This is a genomic window from Streptomyces sp. Edi4 (assembly GCF_040253615.1).
Lineage (GTDB): Bacteria > Actinomycetota > Actinomycetes > Streptomycetales > Streptomycetaceae > Streptomyces.
On the sequence record NZ_JBEJGY010000004.1, the window covers coordinates 351,515 to 368,128 of the forward strand.

General features: G+C 72.6%; 13 protein-coding genes and 1 pseudogene. 9 read left to right on the top strand and 5 right to left on the bottom strand.

Annotation, left to right across the window (positions count from 1 at the left end; genetic code table 11):
• The first annotated feature begins 5 nt into the window (after positions 1–5).
• The 5 genes from ABR738_RS03490 (at position 6) to ABR738_RS03510 (ending at position 5,377) form a co-directional block, all read left to right on the top strand.
• Complete coding sequence (locus tag ABR738_RS03490; protein ID WP_350228475.1) at positions 6–1,790, top strand: beta-ketoacyl synthase N-terminal-like domain-containing protein; 1,785 nt, start codon at positions 6–8, stop codon at positions 1,788–1,790.
• A complete protein-coding gene (locus tag ABR738_RS03495) occupies positions 1,787–3,025 on the top strand; it encodes a cytochrome P450 (RefSeq protein WP_350228476.1) in 1,239 nt (412 codons plus the stop codon). Before ABR738_RS03490 ends, ABR738_RS03495 begins: the two co-directional genes overlap by 4 nt.
• Before the next feature lie 88 nt (positions 3,026–3,113).
• Positions 3,114–3,809, top strand: coding sequence for a formyltransferase family protein (locus ABR738_RS03500; protein WP_350228477.1), 696 nt, complete (start codon positions 3,114–3,116; stop codon positions 3,807–3,809).
• 442 nt (positions 3,810–4,251) lie between these two features.
• Positions 4,252–4,809 carry a hypothetical protein gene (locus tag ABR738_RS03505; RefSeq protein ID WP_350228478.1) on the top strand — a complete coding sequence of 186 codons (558 nt, stop codon included), beginning with the start codon at positions 4,252–4,254 and terminating at the stop codon, positions 4,807–4,809.
• Positions 4,810–4,879: 70 nt separating this feature from the next.
• Complete coding sequence (locus ABR738_RS03510) at positions 4,880–5,377, top strand: hypothetical protein (RefSeq protein WP_350228479.1); 498 nt, start codon at positions 4,880–4,882, stop codon at positions 5,375–5,377.
• A gap of 27 nt (positions 5,378–5,404) precedes the next feature.
• On the opposite strand, the gene ABR738_RS03515 is transcribed toward ABR738_RS03510, so the two are convergent.
• Positions 5,405–6,952, bottom strand: coding sequence for an FAD-dependent oxidoreductase (locus ABR738_RS03515; RefSeq protein ID WP_502964028.1), 1,548 nt, complete (start codon positions 6,950–6,952; stop codon positions 5,405–5,407).
• Between the two features lie 84 nt (positions 6,953–7,036).
• Positions 7,037–8,243: pseudogene (locus ABR738_RS03520) on the bottom strand (lycopene cyclase family protein).
• Between the two features lie 222 nt (positions 8,244–8,465).
• On the opposite strand from ABR738_RS03520, the gene ABR738_RS03525 reads away from it, so the two are divergent.
• The 4 genes from ABR738_RS03525 to ABR738_RS03540 are packed head-to-tail and all read left to right on the top strand — an operon-like array spanning position 8,466 to position 13,372.
• Positions 8,466–9,722, top strand: coding sequence for a polyprenyl synthetase family protein (locus ABR738_RS03525; RefSeq protein WP_350228480.1), 1,257 nt, complete (start codon positions 8,466–8,468; stop codon positions 9,720–9,722).
• Positions 9,719–11,290 carry a phytoene desaturase family protein gene (gene crtI, locus ABR738_RS03530; RefSeq protein ID WP_350228481.1) on the top strand — a complete coding sequence of 524 codons (1,572 nt, stop codon included), beginning with the start codon at positions 9,719–9,721 and terminating at the stop codon, positions 11,288–11,290. The genes ABR738_RS03525 and crtI overlap by 4 nt, the downstream gene beginning before the upstream one ends.
• Complete coding sequence (locus ABR738_RS03535) at positions 11,290–12,291, top strand: phytoene/squalene synthase family protein (RefSeq protein WP_350228482.1); 1,002 nt, start codon at positions 11,290–11,292, stop codon at positions 12,289–12,291. The genes crtI and ABR738_RS03535 overlap by 1 nt, the downstream gene beginning before the upstream one ends.
• A 52-nt stretch (positions 12,292–12,343) precedes the next feature.
• Positions 12,344–13,372 (top strand): Rieske (2Fe-2S) protein, encoded by a 1,029-nt coding sequence (locus ABR738_RS03540; protein ID WP_350228483.1) that lies wholly within the window; start codon positions 12,344–12,346, stop codon positions 13,370–13,372.
• Between the two features lie 132 nt (positions 13,373–13,504).
• Here the strand turns inward: ABR738_RS03540 and ABR738_RS03545 are convergent, their stop codons facing one another.
• From ABR738_RS03545 to ABR738_RS03555, 3 genes are all read right to left on the bottom strand, one after another.
• Positions 13,505–13,903 carry a hypothetical protein gene (locus tag ABR738_RS03545; protein ID WP_350228484.1) on the bottom strand — a complete coding sequence of 133 codons (399 nt, stop codon included), beginning with the start codon at positions 13,901–13,903 and terminating at the stop codon, positions 13,505–13,507.
• Positions 13,904–13,958: 55 nt separating this feature from the next.
• Positions 13,959–14,993, bottom strand: a complete 1,035-nt coding sequence (locus ABR738_RS03550) for a terpene synthase family protein (protein WP_350228485.1) — start codon at positions 14,991–14,993, stop codon at positions 13,959–13,961.
• Positions 14,994–15,105: 112 nt separating this feature from the next.
• Positions 15,106–16,107: an SDR family NAD(P)-dependent oxidoreductase gene (locus ABR738_RS03555; protein WP_350228486.1), complete on the bottom strand. Its 1,002-nt coding sequence runs from the start codon at positions 16,105–16,107 to the stop codon at positions 15,106–15,108.
• Between the last annotated feature and the right edge of the window lie 507 nt (positions 16,108–16,614).

Here is a 16,614-nt window from a genome sequence, read left to right on the forward strand (position 1 = left end):
TTTTCATGACCGAAAGCCCCGAGCAGGACTACGACCCGGGTGATGTGGCCGTCATCGGCATGTCGCTCCGCGCGCCCGGCGCCAGGAACAAGGAGGAGTTCTGGGACAACCTCGTCCACGGCAGGGAGTCGGTGTCGTTCCTGGCCAAGGAGGACATCCTGGTCGACGAGACCCTGATCCACAGCCCGTTCTACGTGCGTGCCTGCGGTGTGCTCGAAGGGTATGACCAGTTCGATCCGTCGGTCTTCGGCATCAGCGACCGCATGGCGGCGGCGATGACCCCGGAGAACCGGCTTTTCCTGGAGAGCGCGTGGGAGGCCCTTGAGGACGGCGGTTACGATCCGGACCGGCTCACGGCCGAGATGGGCATGTACGGCGCGAACAACCCGCAGACCGCCGCGCTCTACAGCTCCCCGCCGGACCGCGTATCGGTCGGCCCCGAGGCGATCGAGGCCAGTCTCGCGTGGTCGCCCGACACCATGACCTCCAACGCGCTCTACTACATGGGCCTGACCGGCGAAGCCGTCACCGTCGCCGCCGTCTGCGCCGGGTTCCACTACGCGGTGCACCTGGCCTGCCAGTCGCTGCTGCTCGGCCAGAGCGACATGGCGATCGCGGGCGGTGCGATGGTCCGCCTGCCGCACCCGCGCGGTCACCTGTGGGAGGAGAACCGCGTCCTGTCCAAGGACGGCCACTGCCGGCCCTTCGACGCCAACGGCACCGGCACCTCGCTGTCCAGCGGTGTCGTGACCGTGCTGCTCAAGCCGGTGGCCGGGGCCGTCGCCGACCGCGATCACATCTACGCCGTGGTCAAGGGCTCGGCCGTCAACAACAACGGCGTCAGCGCGATGGCCTACGGTCTGGCCCAGCCCGAGCGGCTGAGCGCGTGCATCGCGGGCGCCATGGAGGTCGGCGGCGTCACCCCCGACACGGTGTCCCTGTACGAGGCCAACGGTCTCGGTCTGCCGATGACGGACGAGCTGGAGGTGCACGCGGCGAGCATGGCGTTCGGCAAGCAGACCGCCACCACCTCGATCGGCGGAGTCAAGGGCAATGTCGGCCATGGCGGTGTGGTGTCGGGCGGCTTCGGCGCGATGAAGGCCGCGCTGGCCCTGCACCACCGCACACTCCCGGAGACGATCAACCTGACGGAGGTCAACCAGGACCTCGACTTCCCGAGCACCCCCTTCGTTCCTCAGCGTGAAGGGGCGCCCTGGGAGCCGGAGTCCGGCATCCGCCGCGCGGGCATCACCTCGATCGGTGGTGGTGGCTACAACGCGCACCTGGTCCTGGAGGAGGCGCCGACGCTCGCCCCGCGCGCCCCCGAGGCCGTCGGCAGGCCGCGCCTGGCCACGCTGTCCGCCCTGGACGACGAGGCGCTCGACCAGCGGCGCGTGAGGCTGCGGGAGTGGCTCACGGCCCATCCCGACCAGCGCCTTGACGACATCTGTTACAGCCTGAACCTGGGGCGCAAGGTGATGGCCCGCCGGTGGGCGGCCGTCGTCCGCAGCCGCGAGGAGCTGATCGCGGCGCTGTCCGACGATTCCCCCCGCGGCCAGGCCACCTCGACGGCCGCCGCGCCGCACGTGGACGTGGACTCCTTCCCACGCGGCGACCACGGCCTGGTGTGCGCGGGACCGGACGCGGGGTCTCTTTCCGCTCTGGCCGCCGCCTGGGTGACCGGTGAGCGGGTGGACTTCGCCGCCCTGCACACCGGGGAGGCCAGCCACCGCGTGCCGCTGCCCACCTATCCGTTCCGGCCGCGCCGGTTCTGGCGTACGGACTGGTGAGCGTGCGCACTCCGGTACTGGACACCGTGGACCTGGGCGACCCCGCCACCTTCGCCGAGCGCGACCTCACCGCGTTCTGGCGCACCCTGCGCGACAGCGCCCCCCTGTACTGGAACCCGCCCACCGAGGGCCGCCGGGGTTTTTGGGTGCTCTCCCGCTACGACGACATCATGGCCACCTACCGTGACAACGTGACCTTCACATCCGAGCGCGGCAACGTACTGGTCACCCTCCTTGAGGGCGGTGACGCGGGGGCCGGCCGGATGCTGGCCGTCACCGACGGGCACCGCCACCACGCACTGCGCAAGATCCTTCAACGGGTGCTCTCACCGAGGGTACTGAGCCAGGTCGCCCGGACGGTTCGGGCCAACACCCGGCAGTTGGTCCGCGAGGCGGTCGAGGCGGGCGGCTGCGACTTCGCCGAGGAGATCGCCGGCCGGATCCCGATGACCACGATCTCCAACCTGCTCGGCGTGCCCGGGCAGGACCGCGAATTCCTGCTCTCGCTGACCAAGAGCGCGCTGTCGACGAACGGCACGGATGTCGACGAGGTCGAGTCCGAGATGGCCCGCAACGAGTTGTTGATGTACTTCATGGACCTCGTGGAGGAGCGGCGCGCGTCGCCGGGCGACGACGTCATCAGCATGCTCATCGCCAGCTCCATCGACGGTGTGCCGCTGTCCGACGAGGACGTCGTGCTCAACTGCTACAGCCTCATCATCGGCGGCGACGAGACCAGCAGGCTCACGATGATCGACTGCGTCCACACCCTGGCGGACCACGACGGGCAGTGGCAGCGCCTCAAGGACGGCGAGGCCGGCATCGACACGGCGGTCGAGGAGGTGCTGCGCTGGGCGTCACCCACCATGCACTTCGGGCGCACCGTCGTCCACCCGGTGGACCTGCACGGCGAACGGCTGCGGCCGGGCGAGATCGTCACGCTCTGGCACGCGTCCGGCAACCGGGACGAGCGTGTTTTCGACCGGCCCGGGACCTTCGATCTGGGCCGCACCCCCAACAAACACCTGGCCTTCGGCTACGGGCCGCACTTCTGCGTGGGCTCCTACCTGGCCAAGGTGGAGATCTCCGAACTGCTCATGGCGCTACGGGACTTCACCACCGGATTCGAGCGCACCGACGAGCCGCGACGCATCCGGTCCAACTTCCTGACCGGGTTCGCCACGCTGCCCGTGCGGTTCCGGCCCGATCACCGCGGACTGAAAGAGGTCGACTGATGAGCGGCAACCCCTTCGGCGCCCTTGGCCACGTCGAACCGGCCGGACAGCACGTCACGACCGTGACGGGACCGCTCGGGGGGCAGGCGTGAACATCTATCTCTCCGGGCGCGGGGCGTTCGCGGTGCAGGTCGGCGACGCCCTGCTCGACGAAGGGCACAAGGTCGTCGGCGCCGCCGCGCCCCGCCTGCGCAGGGGGCGGTCCGACGAGAGCGACGCGATGTCCTGGGACCGGCTTCGTTCGTGGGCGTACCCGCGGAGCATCCCGTGGACGGACTCGGCCGAGCTGCGCGCGATGCACATCCCCGACGGCGTGGACGTCATCGTCGCCGCCCACTCCCACGCCTTCCTCGGCCGCCGCACCCGCGCGCGTGCCGCCGTCGCCACCATCGGCTACCACCCCAGTCTGCTGCCGTTGCACCGGGGCCGTGACGCGATCCGGTGGACGATCCGGGACGGCGACAAGGTGACGGGCGGGAGCGTCTACCACCTGACGGAACGGACCGACGCCGGCCCGCTCGCCGCGCAGGAACACCTGCTGGTGCCGCCGGGCTCGACCGCCCAGAGTCTGTGGCGTGAGCATCTGGCACCGCTGGGTGTGCGGCTGCTCCTCAAGGTGGTCGCCGATCTCGCCCAGGACCGGCGGATCGAGGTTCCGCAGGACGAGCGCCTGGCGACCTGGGAGCCCGCGATGGACGCGAAGCCGCTGTTCAAGCCCGAGCTGATCGCGCTGCCGGGTTCGGCCCGCGTCGAGGGCGGCAAGTGGGCGCTGCATCAGTCGTGAAGCACGCCGGGTGCCGGGAGAGCGGGCGCCCTTGCGGCACTTCGCCGTGGTGATCGGCTGTCCCGTGCTCCTTGTCGCCCGGCGCGCCAAGGAGCACGATAGGAACCGGAGGTAGAACGTCCGCATGGCTCGGAGGTGCCTGCCCGATCCTCTGTCGCAGTCGTCCGCGACGACGACTGCCCTGGCCGGGACCGCCATCGCCGGCGCCGGGCTGATCCCGGTGCCCGGAGAGCGGATGGCGGGAGCGGCCGTGTTCCTGCCGGGCACGCTGTCGGCGGACGACGGCGCTGATGAGGGAGAAGAAGGTCCGCCACAGGACAACCGCCGGCGTCGGTGCGCGTCCACCCCTCGCGTGAGCGCGCGGCCGCGGGCCCCGGCAAGGGCAACGGCCGTACTGCGGGGGCTGTGGCGTGCCGGGCCGGCCAACGGAACGGAGGACTCGATGTCCCTCACCGTCATCATCATCATTGTCGCCGTCGTGGTGGTTGTCATCGCCTGCGCGGTGGCGGCGGGCGTGGTCATGAAGCGCCGCCGCGAACTGCGGGAGCGGTTCGGCCCCGAGTACGAGCGCACCGTGGAGGCGCAGGACAGCCGCCGGGCCGGCGAGCACGAGCTGCGCGAGCGCCAGGAGCGGCACGACGCCCTGGACATCAGGCCGCTGCCGGCCGCCGCCCGCGACCGCTACGCCCAGGACTGGGCGCATGTGCAGGAGCAGTTCGTGGACCGGCCGGACGACGCCGTCCACGACGCGGACCGGCTCGTGACGACGCTGATGAGCGAGCGCGGCTACCCCACCGAAGGGTATGAGCAGCAGGTCAAGGACCTGTCGGTGGAGCACGGCAGGACCCTGGAGCATTACCGCGCCGCCCACGACGTGCATGACCGCAGTGCCCGCCACCAGGCGACCACCGAGGAACTGCGCGGCGCGATGGTGCACTACCGCGCGCTGTTCGAGGAACTGCTCCACGACGGAGACCGGCCGGACAAGGACGCGGCGTGATCCGGCGCCCCGGCGGCCGCTGGACGCCGCCGTCGCGGTGACCGGCCCGAGTACGGATGGATGAGCCGAGATGACAGAGATGAGCAACGCGCAGATGCCCCGCCCCGATGACGACGCCGACGCCCTGTCCACGGAGGACCTGGCCGGTACCGGGCGGCAGGACACCGAGAGCGAGACCGAAGGCCTCACCGGCACCCCGCCGCAATTCCCCGGTGAAGCCACCGCAGCCCCGGACGACGAACAGGGTGGCTCCGTGCGGGCGGCCGACGAAGAAAACGGCGACGCGGAAGCGGCCGGTGAGAACGAGCCCCTGCTGGGGGCGGAACAGGAGGAGTTCCGCGCCAGGTGGCAGCGGATCCAGAGTCAGTTCGTCGACGACCCCAAGGACTCCGTCAACGCGGCCGACCAGTTGGTGGCCGAGACCATGCAGGCGCTCGCCACGACGTTCTCGACGCACAAGCGGGACCTGGAAGGCCAATGGCACCGAGGTGAGGAGGTGCCGACGGAGGACCTGCGCGTCGCGCTCCAGCAGTACCGCTCGTTCTTCAACCGGCTGCTCAGCACCTGACGTACGCCGACGTCCTCGGCGGCGCTGTCAGCGGGCCGACAACGCCGCCAGGCGCCTGGTCACCAGGGTGCGTCCACGGGGCGGGACCGTCCACAGCTCGTGCCCGGCGATGCCCCACCGCGCGAGCAGGGCGTTGGCGGCGAGCATGCCCGTGGTGGCGGCCCGTTCCATGAGCGCCACGGGCAGGTCGCAGCGGATCATGTCGCCGGCGAGCATGACGCCGGGGTGGCTGGTGCGCACGGTCGGCCGGTCCCGGTAGCTCCCCACGGCGAACAGCGGGCAGTCCTCGCGCCATTCGTGCCGGGCGTCGATCACCGCGCAATCACGCGTCTCGGGATAGACGCGACGCAGCTGGGCGATGAGCCGGTCCCGCGTGGCCCGCCGGTCGCCGCGTTGCGGCTGTGCGTACGCGTGCAGTTCGACCACGGAGCCACCCGTGCGGGCACTCCAGCGGGCCGCCTCGCCCTCCCAGCGTTCGAGCACGCTGACGTTGTCGAGGTCGCCGTATCCGCTGGTGCCGAGAAAGCCGGGCCGGTCGCTCGCCACGGGACGGTCCAGCCACAGCCGGCTGACCAGGAACGGAGGCGCCGTAGGCAGCCTCCCGACCCGCGCCCGCCAGGCCGGATCCCCCAACTCCGGGCTTTCTCGCACCAGTTGCACCAGTCCGGGAACGTTCAGCGCGAGGACGCAGGCGTCGTGGTGGACGTCGTCCGTCGCCGTGGCCACGCGCACGCCGCCCCGGGCGTCCGGCGTGAGGCTGTCGATCCTCGTGGAGGTGCGGACCCGTGCGCCGAGCCGCCGCAGCCGGTCCGCCAGGGGGTCCCACAGCGCCTGGGGGAACGGCTCGTCCGGCACGTCGAAGAGCAGGCCTTCGGCCGAGCCGAGGAAGTAGATGTGGAACATCAGGGCCATTTCGGCCGCCGAGAGGGTGCGCGGGTCGGCGAAGAAGCTGCGGGAGAAGACCTCGAACGCCAGGTGCCGGGCGGACCGGGGGAAGCGGATCGTGTCGAGGTAGTCGTACGCGCTGATCGAGTCGAGGCGCGCGTACACATCGGGGACGCGTACGTCGAGCAGGCCGAGAGCGGCCCCCGCGTTCACCCGGGCCAGCTCACGCGGCGGGAAGGAGGGGCTGCGGGCGGCGAAGGCCAAGGCGCTCCACGGTGGCGTCCTCGGCACGGCGGCGAAGCTGTCGTGGAGGCCGTCCGCGTGCCGGAGCGGATAGTCGGGGAGCGGCGTGAGGCGTCGCAGCCCGGGATCGGTGCGGCGCAGCAGGGCGCGGAGGTTGTAGTACTGGCGGAAGAAGGCGTGGAAGCCCCGGCTCATCGTGACCCGGCTGCCGTCGCTCAGGGTGGTGGGCCAGCCCGCCAGACGGCCGCCCAGTGTGCCGGCGCGTTCGTACAGAGTGACGCCCACGCCGCGTTCGGCCAGCGCCGTCGCGGCCGCGAGACCCGCGATGCCTCCTCCGACGACGCCGACGGAGAGGGACTTGGCCTCGCGGGCACGCGCGGTGCCGGGTCGCGCGGGCAGCAGGCGGGCCCGGGTGTCACGCCCCGGCCTCGGGGCGATGGCGCTCAAGGCGCCACCGTCCGGAGGGTGAGGCCGAAGGGGACGGCGGGCTCTGGCGGGAGAGGCATGGTGTTCCTCGGTGGGAGGGGAGGCTCAGGAGGGCCTGGCGGGCGGCAGGACGGGGCGCCGCCTGCGGGTGGCGACGGAGAGCGCGCTGCGCACCATGGGCAGGACCGGGGTATGCAGACCGATCGCGAGGTCCTGGCCAAGGGTGGTCCGTCCGTCGAGGAAGTGCAGCAGACGCTCCATCGGAACGTGGGTGAAGAGCTGTCCGAAGAAGGCGGCGCCGTCCACCCGGCCGCTGGCCAGACCCCGCAGGAGGACCGCGTCCATGGCGCGGGACCTGCGGGAGTGCGGGGGCGGTGGGAGGGGGTCACGTCCGGACCTGAGCGCCCGCGAAATGGCCTCGCTCTGGCGCTGGATGGCGGAGAAGGCGTACCCGGTGGAGGGGCGTACGGCTCCCCCGGCCACCCCGATGGGGAAGACGCCGGGGGCGCCGTGCCGGGCGAAGCGGCCGTCGGTCATGGGGATGACCCCCGTCTCGGTGTCGGTGACGTCGTGGTCGCCGGCCGCGAGGACGTCGGTCAGATAGCCGCGCAGCATCCGGTCGTAGGCGTCCCTTGGCAGCACGGCGGCGGAGAACTGGGTGTACTCGACGAGCGCGGTCGTGGCGCTGGTGGGCAGGACGTAGAAGAAGGCCAGGCCGTCGGGCGGTTGGGGGGTGCGGAAGTCCATGAGGTCCGCGGCGTCACGCTGGAAGGCGGGCCGCCGGGTGCGCACGAACCAGCCGCGGAAATGCTGCAACAGGCAGGTGCGGGCGGGCGGCAGGACGCGTGGGGGCCGGGAGTCGAAGACGTAGCGCCCGTGCAGCACGCCGCCACGTCCCTCGCTGTCGCGCAGGTGGACGTGGCTTCCGCGCCCGGCCGGGGTGACGCGCTCCACCGTGGCCCAACGACGCGTGATGTGCGGGGCCCGGGCCAGGCGCTCGTCCACCAGCGTCTGGAAGGTGTCCGAGCGGATCATCTTGTAGCGCAGCGGCGCGATGTCCTGGCAGGTGGTGCGGCCGTCCTGGCCGTGGACGCGCAGCGAGCGCCAGGAAGCGGCGACCGCCTCGTCGTGGCGTCCGGGCCCGCGCTCCCAGAAGCACCAGGTTCCGACGGGGCGGGCGCAGCGGTCCCGGCGGCGCGTCGAGCAGGACGACCGATGGCGCTCCCCCGGTGTACCCGGGCGCGGCCAGGCGGTCGGCCAGGGACAGGCCGGCCGCGCCCGCCCCGATGACGATCACGTCGGCTTCGTCCATCGGCGTCGATGCTCCCCTCGCCCTAATCGGGTGACTCCATCAGGTTTGCTTCCGCTGCGGGCCGGTACGTGAAGGCGTGCCGTGGTCACCAGTACCACGGTGCGTCCGTGTTCACGCCGGACGGGCGACGGTTGATCCGCCTTCCGGGCATCCGCTTCGGCGGTCGGGGCAGGCGCAGGAGCATCCGATCGTCCGGACGGACAAGCCGAAGGAGCTGCCGCGATGGACTGGGAAGACGGCCTGCGGCGCGACGGTCATCACCCCGGAGGCGGCCCGCCGGCGCCGCAAGCGGCACCCGGTCCGGCCCCCGGGGCCAGGGGGCCGACGTACGCGGCGGTCGACGCCGATGTTCCCGAAGCGGTACGGGAGCGGCTCGCGTCGTTCCTCGCGCACCGCGCCGAGTGGGCCGAGGCGCTGGACGAGACGTTCGCGCACGACGTGGTGGCGCGCCTTGAGCGGTTCGCGCTCGGCGGGGGAAAGCGCCTGCGCCCGCAGTTGCTGTGGTGGAGTCTGCGGGGCCGCGCACGACCCGGCGACGCGCGGACGCGGGGCGCGCTCGGGCTGTGCGCCGCGCTCGAACTCCTTCAGTGCTGCGCGCTGATCCACGACGACGTCATGGACGGGGACCTGGTCCGGCGCGGCGAGCCGGCGCTGCACGCGGCGGTGTCCGGCCAGTACGCGCCCCTCGCGGCGGGCGGCGGTCACCGCAGGCTCGGCGAGTCCGCCGCGATCCTCGCCGGGGATCTGGCGCTGGCCTGGGCCGACGACATGGTCGGCGAACTGGAGCTGCCCGCACCCCTCGCGAGCGACGTGCGTTCGGTGTGGGCGGTGATGCGCACCGAGATGGTCGCGGGGCAGTACCTCGACATGCACGGGGAGATCACCGGCACCCGGTCCCTGGCCCGCGCCGTACGCGCCGCGTGTCTGAAAAGCGCCCTGTACACGGTGGAGCGCCCGCTCCAGCTCGGCGCCCTGCTCGCGGACGCCGACGCGCGGACCACGACGGCCCTGCGCTCGGCGGGCCGGTGCGCCGGACTCGCCTTCCAACTGCACGACGACGTAAGGGACTTGTTCAGCGGTCTCGACGGCAGGCCACCCGGCCAGGACGTCCGGGGCGGCAAACCCACCTACCTGATGGCGGTGGCCCTCGCCCGGGCCGAGGCCACCGGCGACACCGCGGCCCGGGAGGTGTTCGGCCGGGAGGTGGGCCACGCCGAGCTCGACGCGGACGGCCTGCGGGCGGTCCGCGAGGCCGTGACGTCCACGGGAGCCCACCGGATCGTGACGCGCAGGATCGCGCGCCTGCTGGACATGGCCCACCGCCATCTCGACCGCGCCGCACTGGACCCGGACGGCCACCGCCGCCTGGCCGCCCTCATGGACACCGCGGCCGGCCGGTCCCCTACGACACTCCCCGGGGACTCTGCCGCCCCTTCCCCGCCGGGCACGCGTGCCGCCGTGATCGAGGAGGTCTCATGAGCCGGACGATCCCGGGCCGCACCGACCACGTTGTCGTCGTCGGGGCCGGGCTCGCCGGGCTCGCCGCGGCGCTGCACCTCCTGGGGGCGGGCCGCCGGGTCACTCTCGTCGAGCGGTCACCGGGCCCGGGCGGCCGCGCGGGACGCCTGGACAGCGGCGGCTTCCTGCATGACACGGGGCCGACCGTGCTGACCATGCCGGAATTCGCCGACGAGGCCTTCGCCGCCGTCGGCGCGAGCCTGTACGACCACGTCGAGCTGATCGCGCTGCACCCGGCCTACCGGGCGCGGTTCGCCGACGGCGCCACCCTGGACGTGCACACCGACGGCGACGCCATGGAGAGCGAGGTCGCCCGCTTCGCCGGCGCCCGCGAGGCCCACGGCTACCGGGAGCTGCGGCGCTGGCTCCAGCGGCTGTACCGGGCGCAGATCGGCAGCTTCATCGACACCAACTTCGACTCGCCGCTCCAGCTGCTCACCCCCGATCTCGCCCGGCTCGCCGCTCTGGGCGGCTTCGGCCGGCTCGACGCGCGCATCGGGCACTTCCTCAAGGACGAAAGGCTGCGCAGGGTCTTCTCCTTCCAGGCCCTGTACGCGGGTGTGCCCCCGGCCCGCGCCCTCGCCGCGTACGCCGTCATCGCGTACATGGACACCGTCGCCGGCGTGTACTTCCCGCGCGGCGGCATGCACGCGCTTCCTGCCGCCATGGCCGACGCCGCCGCAGCGGCCGGCGCCGAACTGCGCTATGGCCAGAGCGTGATGCGTCTGGAGCGCTCGGGGCAGCGGATCACGGCGGTGGTGACCGCGCACGAACGCATCGCCTGCGACGCCGTCGTCCTCACCCCCGACCTGCCCCTGTCCTACCGGCTGCTCGGCCGGGCGCCCCGGCGCCCGATGGGCCTGCGGGCCGCCCCGTCGGCCGTGGTCCTGCACGCCGGATGCGACCGGACCTGGCCCCAACTCGCCCACCACACCCTTTCGTTCGGCGCGGCGTGGAAAGGGACATTCCACGAAGTCACCCGGCAGGGAAGGCTCATGAGTGATCCCTCTCTGCTCATCACCCGGCCCACCGCGAGCGACCCGGGGCTCGCGCCTCCCGGCAAGCACCTGCACTACGTCCTGGCCCCCTGCCCCAACACCGCCATCGGCCCCGACGCCCGCGCCTGGGCCGAACTCGCGCCGCGTTACCGCACGCAGCTCCTGGCCGAACTGGAACGCCGGGGCCTGGACGGACTCGCCGCGTCCGTGACGGACGAGCACCTGGTCACCCCGGCCGACTGGCAGGCGAGGGGGCACCTGTACGGAACGCCCTTCTCCGCCGCCCACACCTTCGCGCAGACCGGCCCCTTCCGGCCGCGCAACCTCGTCAACGGGACCGAGAACGTCGTCCTCGCCGGGTGCGGCACCACCCCCGGTGTGGGGGTGCCCACGGTGCTCGTCTCGGGAAAGCTCGCGGCCGCGCGCGTCACCGGGGCCGCCGCTCCCCGCCACCGCCACCGCCCGGCCTCGACCTCGGCCTCGGCCTCGACCCCCGCCCCGGTCCGCAACGCCGCCCAGGAGCGCCCCTGATGACCGCCCGCGAGCTCAACGCCGCCGGTATCACCGATCCCGGCCTGCGCCACGCCTACCGACAGTGCAGAGAACTCAACGCCCAGCACGGCAGGACCTACTTCCTGGCCACCCGCCTCCTCCCCCTCGAACACCGCGCGGCAGTCCACGCGTTGTACGGGTTCGCGCGCTGGGCGGACGACATCGTCGACGCCCTGGACAGCAAGGACACCACGGACCAACGCGGTTTCGCCCTTGAGGAGTTGAGCCGGGACCTCGAAGCAGGTCTGCGCCTGGGCGCGAGCGGGCGGCCGGTCATCCGGGCGGTCGCCGACACCGCGCGCCGCTACGTCATCGACGCCCAGCTCTTCCACGACTTCATGGCGTCCATGCGCAGCGACCTCACCGTCACCTCCTACGCGACCTACGCGGACCTGCGTTCCTACATGCACGGTTCGGCGGCCGTCATCGGTCTGCAAATGCTGCCGGTGCTCGGCACCGTGGTGCCGGCGTCCGAGGCCGAACCACACGCGGCGGCGCTGGGCGTGGCCTTCCAGCTCACCAACTTCCTGCGGGACGTCGGCGAGGATCTGGACCGGGGCCGCGTCTACCTGCCCCTCGATCTGCTGGCCGCTCACGGCGTCGACCGCGAGCTGCTGGAGTGGAGCAGACGGACGGGCAAGGGGGACGCCCGTGTCACGCGGGCGCTGAAGGCGGCGGAACAGCTGACCCGGCGGACCTACCGGGAGGCCGCCCCCGGTCTCGCGATGCTCAGCCCGGGGTCGAGGCCCTGCATCCGTACCGCCTTCGTGCTCTACCGCGGCATCCTGGACGCGATCGCCGCCGACGGCTACCAGGTCGTGCACCGCCGCGCCGTGGTGCCGCGCCGCCGGCGAGCGCTGATCGCCCTGGACGGTCTCGTCGGCCGGGCACGCGTACGTCACCGCCGGGGAAGGCGCGTTACGACCCCGAGCGGCGACACCGTGGTGGCTCACCGGCCGGAGCGCTCCGGGGCCGGGTGAAAGGATCGCGGGCAGGCGAGTCGGCAGAGGTTCCTCACGAAAGCAGAGGCGCATGGTTACGCGCGATCCGGCACGGCGTCCCCGCCTCCCCCTCGGCCTGCGCGCACATGCCGTGCCCTGGGAGCGCCAGCGCAGCACATGGCGGGAGGCCGGCCCGGCCCTGATCGCGGCGGCGCTGCGCCGCGCCCAGGCCAGGCCCTGGGGCTACTGGTATGTGGCGGGAGCCTCCCGCGACCTGACCCCGGCCGCGCCCTGGGGACGGGTCATCGCGGGCCAGGAGATCGTGGTGTGGCGCGACGCGCGGGGAACGGTGGTGGCGGGACCCGGGCAGTGCCCGCACCTCGGGGCGCCCTTGAAGGACAGCCCGGTGCGCTGCGGGACCCTGATCTGCCATTGGCACGGTCTCGCCCTGACGGGGGCTCCGACGTCGGGCTGGGAACCTCTGCCCGCGTACGACGACGGAGTGCTGATCTGGGTACGGCTCGACACGGCCGACGCGAACGATGCCCATCAAGTGCCGTTGGCTGAACCGGCGTTGCCCCGGCGTCCGAGCCTGGAGCGGTCGCTCGTCTCCGTGTACACGACGGCGGGCACCTGCGAGCCCGAGGACATCGTCGCCAACCGCCTCGACCCCTGGCACGGCGCCTGGTTCCATCCGTACGCCTTCGTCGACCTGACGGTGGTGAGCGCGCCGGGGCGCGACTGCTCCGAGGAGGACGACGCGTTCGTCGTCGACGTGTCGTTCAAGGTCGCCGGCCGCGTCGTCGTCCCGGTGCGCGCCGCCTTCACGGCGCCCGGGCCCCGCACCGTGGTCATGCGCATCACCCGGGGCGAGGGCGAGGGCTCGGTCGTCGAAACGCATGCGACGCCGCTGGGCACCGACGCTCGGGGACGGCCGCGCACCGCCGTGGTCGAAGCGGTCGTCGCCACCTCCGACCGGCCCGGCTTCCGCGTGGCCCATCTGCTCGGTCCGATCGCCAGACCCCTGATCCGGCACACGGCCGGACGACTGTGGCGGGACGACCTCGCGTACGCGGAGCGGCGCTGGCTGCTGCGCTCGACGGGGCGCTTCCCTGGCTGAACACCTGAAGCGGTCAACTCGCCCTGCCAGTACGGGTGTTGACCCCATCCGGCCCGGACAGCGCGACGGCGGGGTGCGTGCGGCTCGATCGCCGTGCGCACCCCGCCGTCGCGGGTTTGAGCCACCGCTCCGTCAGAAGCGGCCACCCGTGGCCCGGGTGAAGGGTCCCTGTCCGCGGCGGACGGTCGTCCGGCCCAGGCTGTAGGCCCCTGCCAGGGCCGCCAGAACACCGCCTCCCACACCCGCCGCTATCTGCTTGCGCTTGCGCACCACGGTCCACGCCGTCGATGCCGCCTGGATCGACTTGCCGGGCATCGTGGACAGCAGCTCGCCACCGGCCTTGGCCTTGGAGCGCAGCGCCACCACCCGGCCGCCCGCGCTGTCCTTGGCCTCGGACGCGGCGGACTTGGCGTCGGTCGCGGTCGAGGTGGCCTTGGCCGTGGCAGACCGAGCTCCGTTACTCGCAGAGCGGGCCGTGCGCTTGGCCGCGGTGCTGTTCGTCGTCTCGTTCTTCTTCGCTGTTTCGGACATGAGGTCCGTCTAGCCGCAGTTCCCGAATCGAAACGGCCGAAGTCCGCGCCTGTGGTCAGAGTGTGGGGAAAGACGGGAGAGAAGGCAGTCGCAGGATCTCGTCGAGATAGCCGGGACCGGTGGGCGGGACCACCTCAGGGGCCGTGCGGTAGCGCAGAGTTGCTGTCTGCCAGGCGTGGTAGCCGCTCATCCAGGTGGACATGATGTCGACATAGGTGTCGACGGCGGACCGTTCCTCCGGGGTGAGGGCGAGGTGGGCGCACAGCTCGGGCACCTGGCGGGCCAGGTCCTCGAAGCGCCGGACGCGCCGGTTCACCCGGGTCCGCACCGCCGCGACGGCCGCCTCGCGGGTGAGGCTCCGGGCCGCTTCAAGGACGAGTACGAGATTGTCCATGTCGCCCCGGGCCTCCTCCTTCTCCACGGAGTACACGTCGTTGCACATCAGTGTGACGTCGATGGCGGTCTGTCGCATGATGCGCAACTGCGGCGCGTGGAAGGCCGCCACGGGCACGCTGATGCCCGCCGCGCGTTCACCGAGGGAGAGCGGCAGGTCGGTGCCGGCGATGCCCCGGCGGACCTGGAGGTAGCTCTCCAGGTCGGCGGGGATCCCGCGCAGGCGGCCTATCGCCTCGTGGGCCTGGGCGGCGAAGTAGTACTCCCACTCGTGCGCGGTCCGCGCGATCCAGGCGGGGTGGGCTTCCCTGGTCCCTCGGGCGCGGATGTCGGCGAACGCCGCCGTGCACGGGTCGGCGTCCACGGGCGCGCTGGCGCCGTGGGCGATGTCGATCAACTGCCGGCAGACGCGGGCGGTCCGGGCGGGGTCACGGCCGAGCGGGCCGTCGAACTGGTCGTCGAAGACGAAGAAGAAACCCATGGCGTCCGCGCACAGGTCCAGGGCCGGGCTGTCGGCGTGGGCGAAACCGAGGGCGGCCAGGCGGGGCATGTCCCAGGAGTCGTACCACGCCGCCGAGCGGTCGCCCGTGACCAGACCGAAGCGCCGGACCCACTCCGCGTGGTGTCGGCGGGCCCGGGCGAGGCCCCGGCTGATCCCGGGGGAGGCGGGAAGATCGAATTCGATGTCCTGGGGCATGGCTCCCCTTCGGTCGCGCGAGGGGCCGGAGCGGTCGCCGCCGGCCCTGGCCACCGCCGGTCCGGGGACTTTTCGGAGACCCGTTCTCCGGCCGGAGACCGTGTGTCGTATCTCAGCCTTCCGCCGGCCCGGTGCGCTCCGGCCCGGCGACCGGCGACTTGAGGTCGAGCGTCAGGGGCTCCGCGCCACCCACACCGAGCCGTGCGAAGGAGTACGCCATGGACGCGCTCACGCTTGTCGGCGCGCGGAACGCCTCCGTGTCGCGGATCTCTGAGAGGTGGTCCCGGATCGCCTCAGGCGTGGGGTTCTTTTCCCACACCACCCCTTCGGTGGCGCCCAGGAAGATCCGGGCCACGCGACGGCCCGCCGCGTGCAGGAGTTCCCCGGTGCAGGGCACGGACGCGTGGGCCAGGAACGCCACCACGGCTGCCACGTGCCGAGCGGGGAAGAGGTCGGCGAGCAGGGCGGCGGTCAGCTCGTCGCCGTCGAGCGCTTCGAGGGACATCCGGGTGGCGGCGATCGGTACGACGGCGTTGACCTTGATGCCGTGGCCGGCACCCTCGGCCGCCGACGACGTGGTGAGACCCAGCACCGCGCCCTTGCCCGCCGCGTACGCGCTGAGTCCGGTGTCGCCGAAGAGGGCGTCGGAGCATGTGTTGACGATGCGCCCGTACCGGGAGTCGACCATGTGCGGCCATACGGCTCGCAGCATGTTCAGGGTCCCGCCCGCATGGGTGGCGAGCACCCGTGCGCACTCCTCGTCCGTGAGGTCGCCCAGGGGACGCAGGATCGAGATCCCCGCGTTGTTGACCAGGACGTCCAAGCGCCCCCAGCGCTCCACGGCGGCCCCGGCCGACGCCCGGGCGCCGGCGGCGTCCGACACGTCGTGTACGTCCGCCACCGCTTCCCCGCCGTGCCCCCGGATCTCCTCGGCGACCTCGTGCGCGGGCGACGGCGATGCCCCGCGCCCGTCGATCCCCGTGCCCACGTCGTTGACGACCACGCGTGCGCCACGCGCCGCGAGCAGCAGGGCGTACTCGCGGCCGAGCCCGCGCCCGCCGCCCGTGACCACGGCCACCCGGCCGTCGAAACGGAGCTCGTCCCTTGCGTCCACCTTGGCTCACCGCCCTCCCGACGTGCGATGTCCCCGCACAACCTGCCCCGACGGAACGGATCGGGCCAGGGAGCGCGTCGGACCGCCTGACGCACCGACCCACGCCCGATGCCCGCGAACGCTCCCCCACGCGCCGTTGTGCCCACGGGCGTTGCGTGCCGAGGACATCGGTGTGGCCAGGACATCGGTGCGCCGAGGGCCGTCGGTGCGCCGGTGGGCCACCGCTCGGGCTTGGCCCGCCCCCCTCGTCATCTATGCTTCATGGCGGCCGCGGGACGGTGGCTCGTCATCGCACGCGGCATGCGCGGCATGGCCCCTGGGCATGGCCCGCGGGGTCCGTCGCCGCGGCGTCGAGGACACCGGACCGTACGACGGCCACGGTCCGGGCGGGACCGCGTGACGCCGTCACGAAGACCTTGGGGAATCAAGGAACCACCGGCAGCTGCCCCGGCGCTGCGGGGTGCTACGACCGCCCGCGCACAGAAGACCCATGGGAGAAGCGAGGTA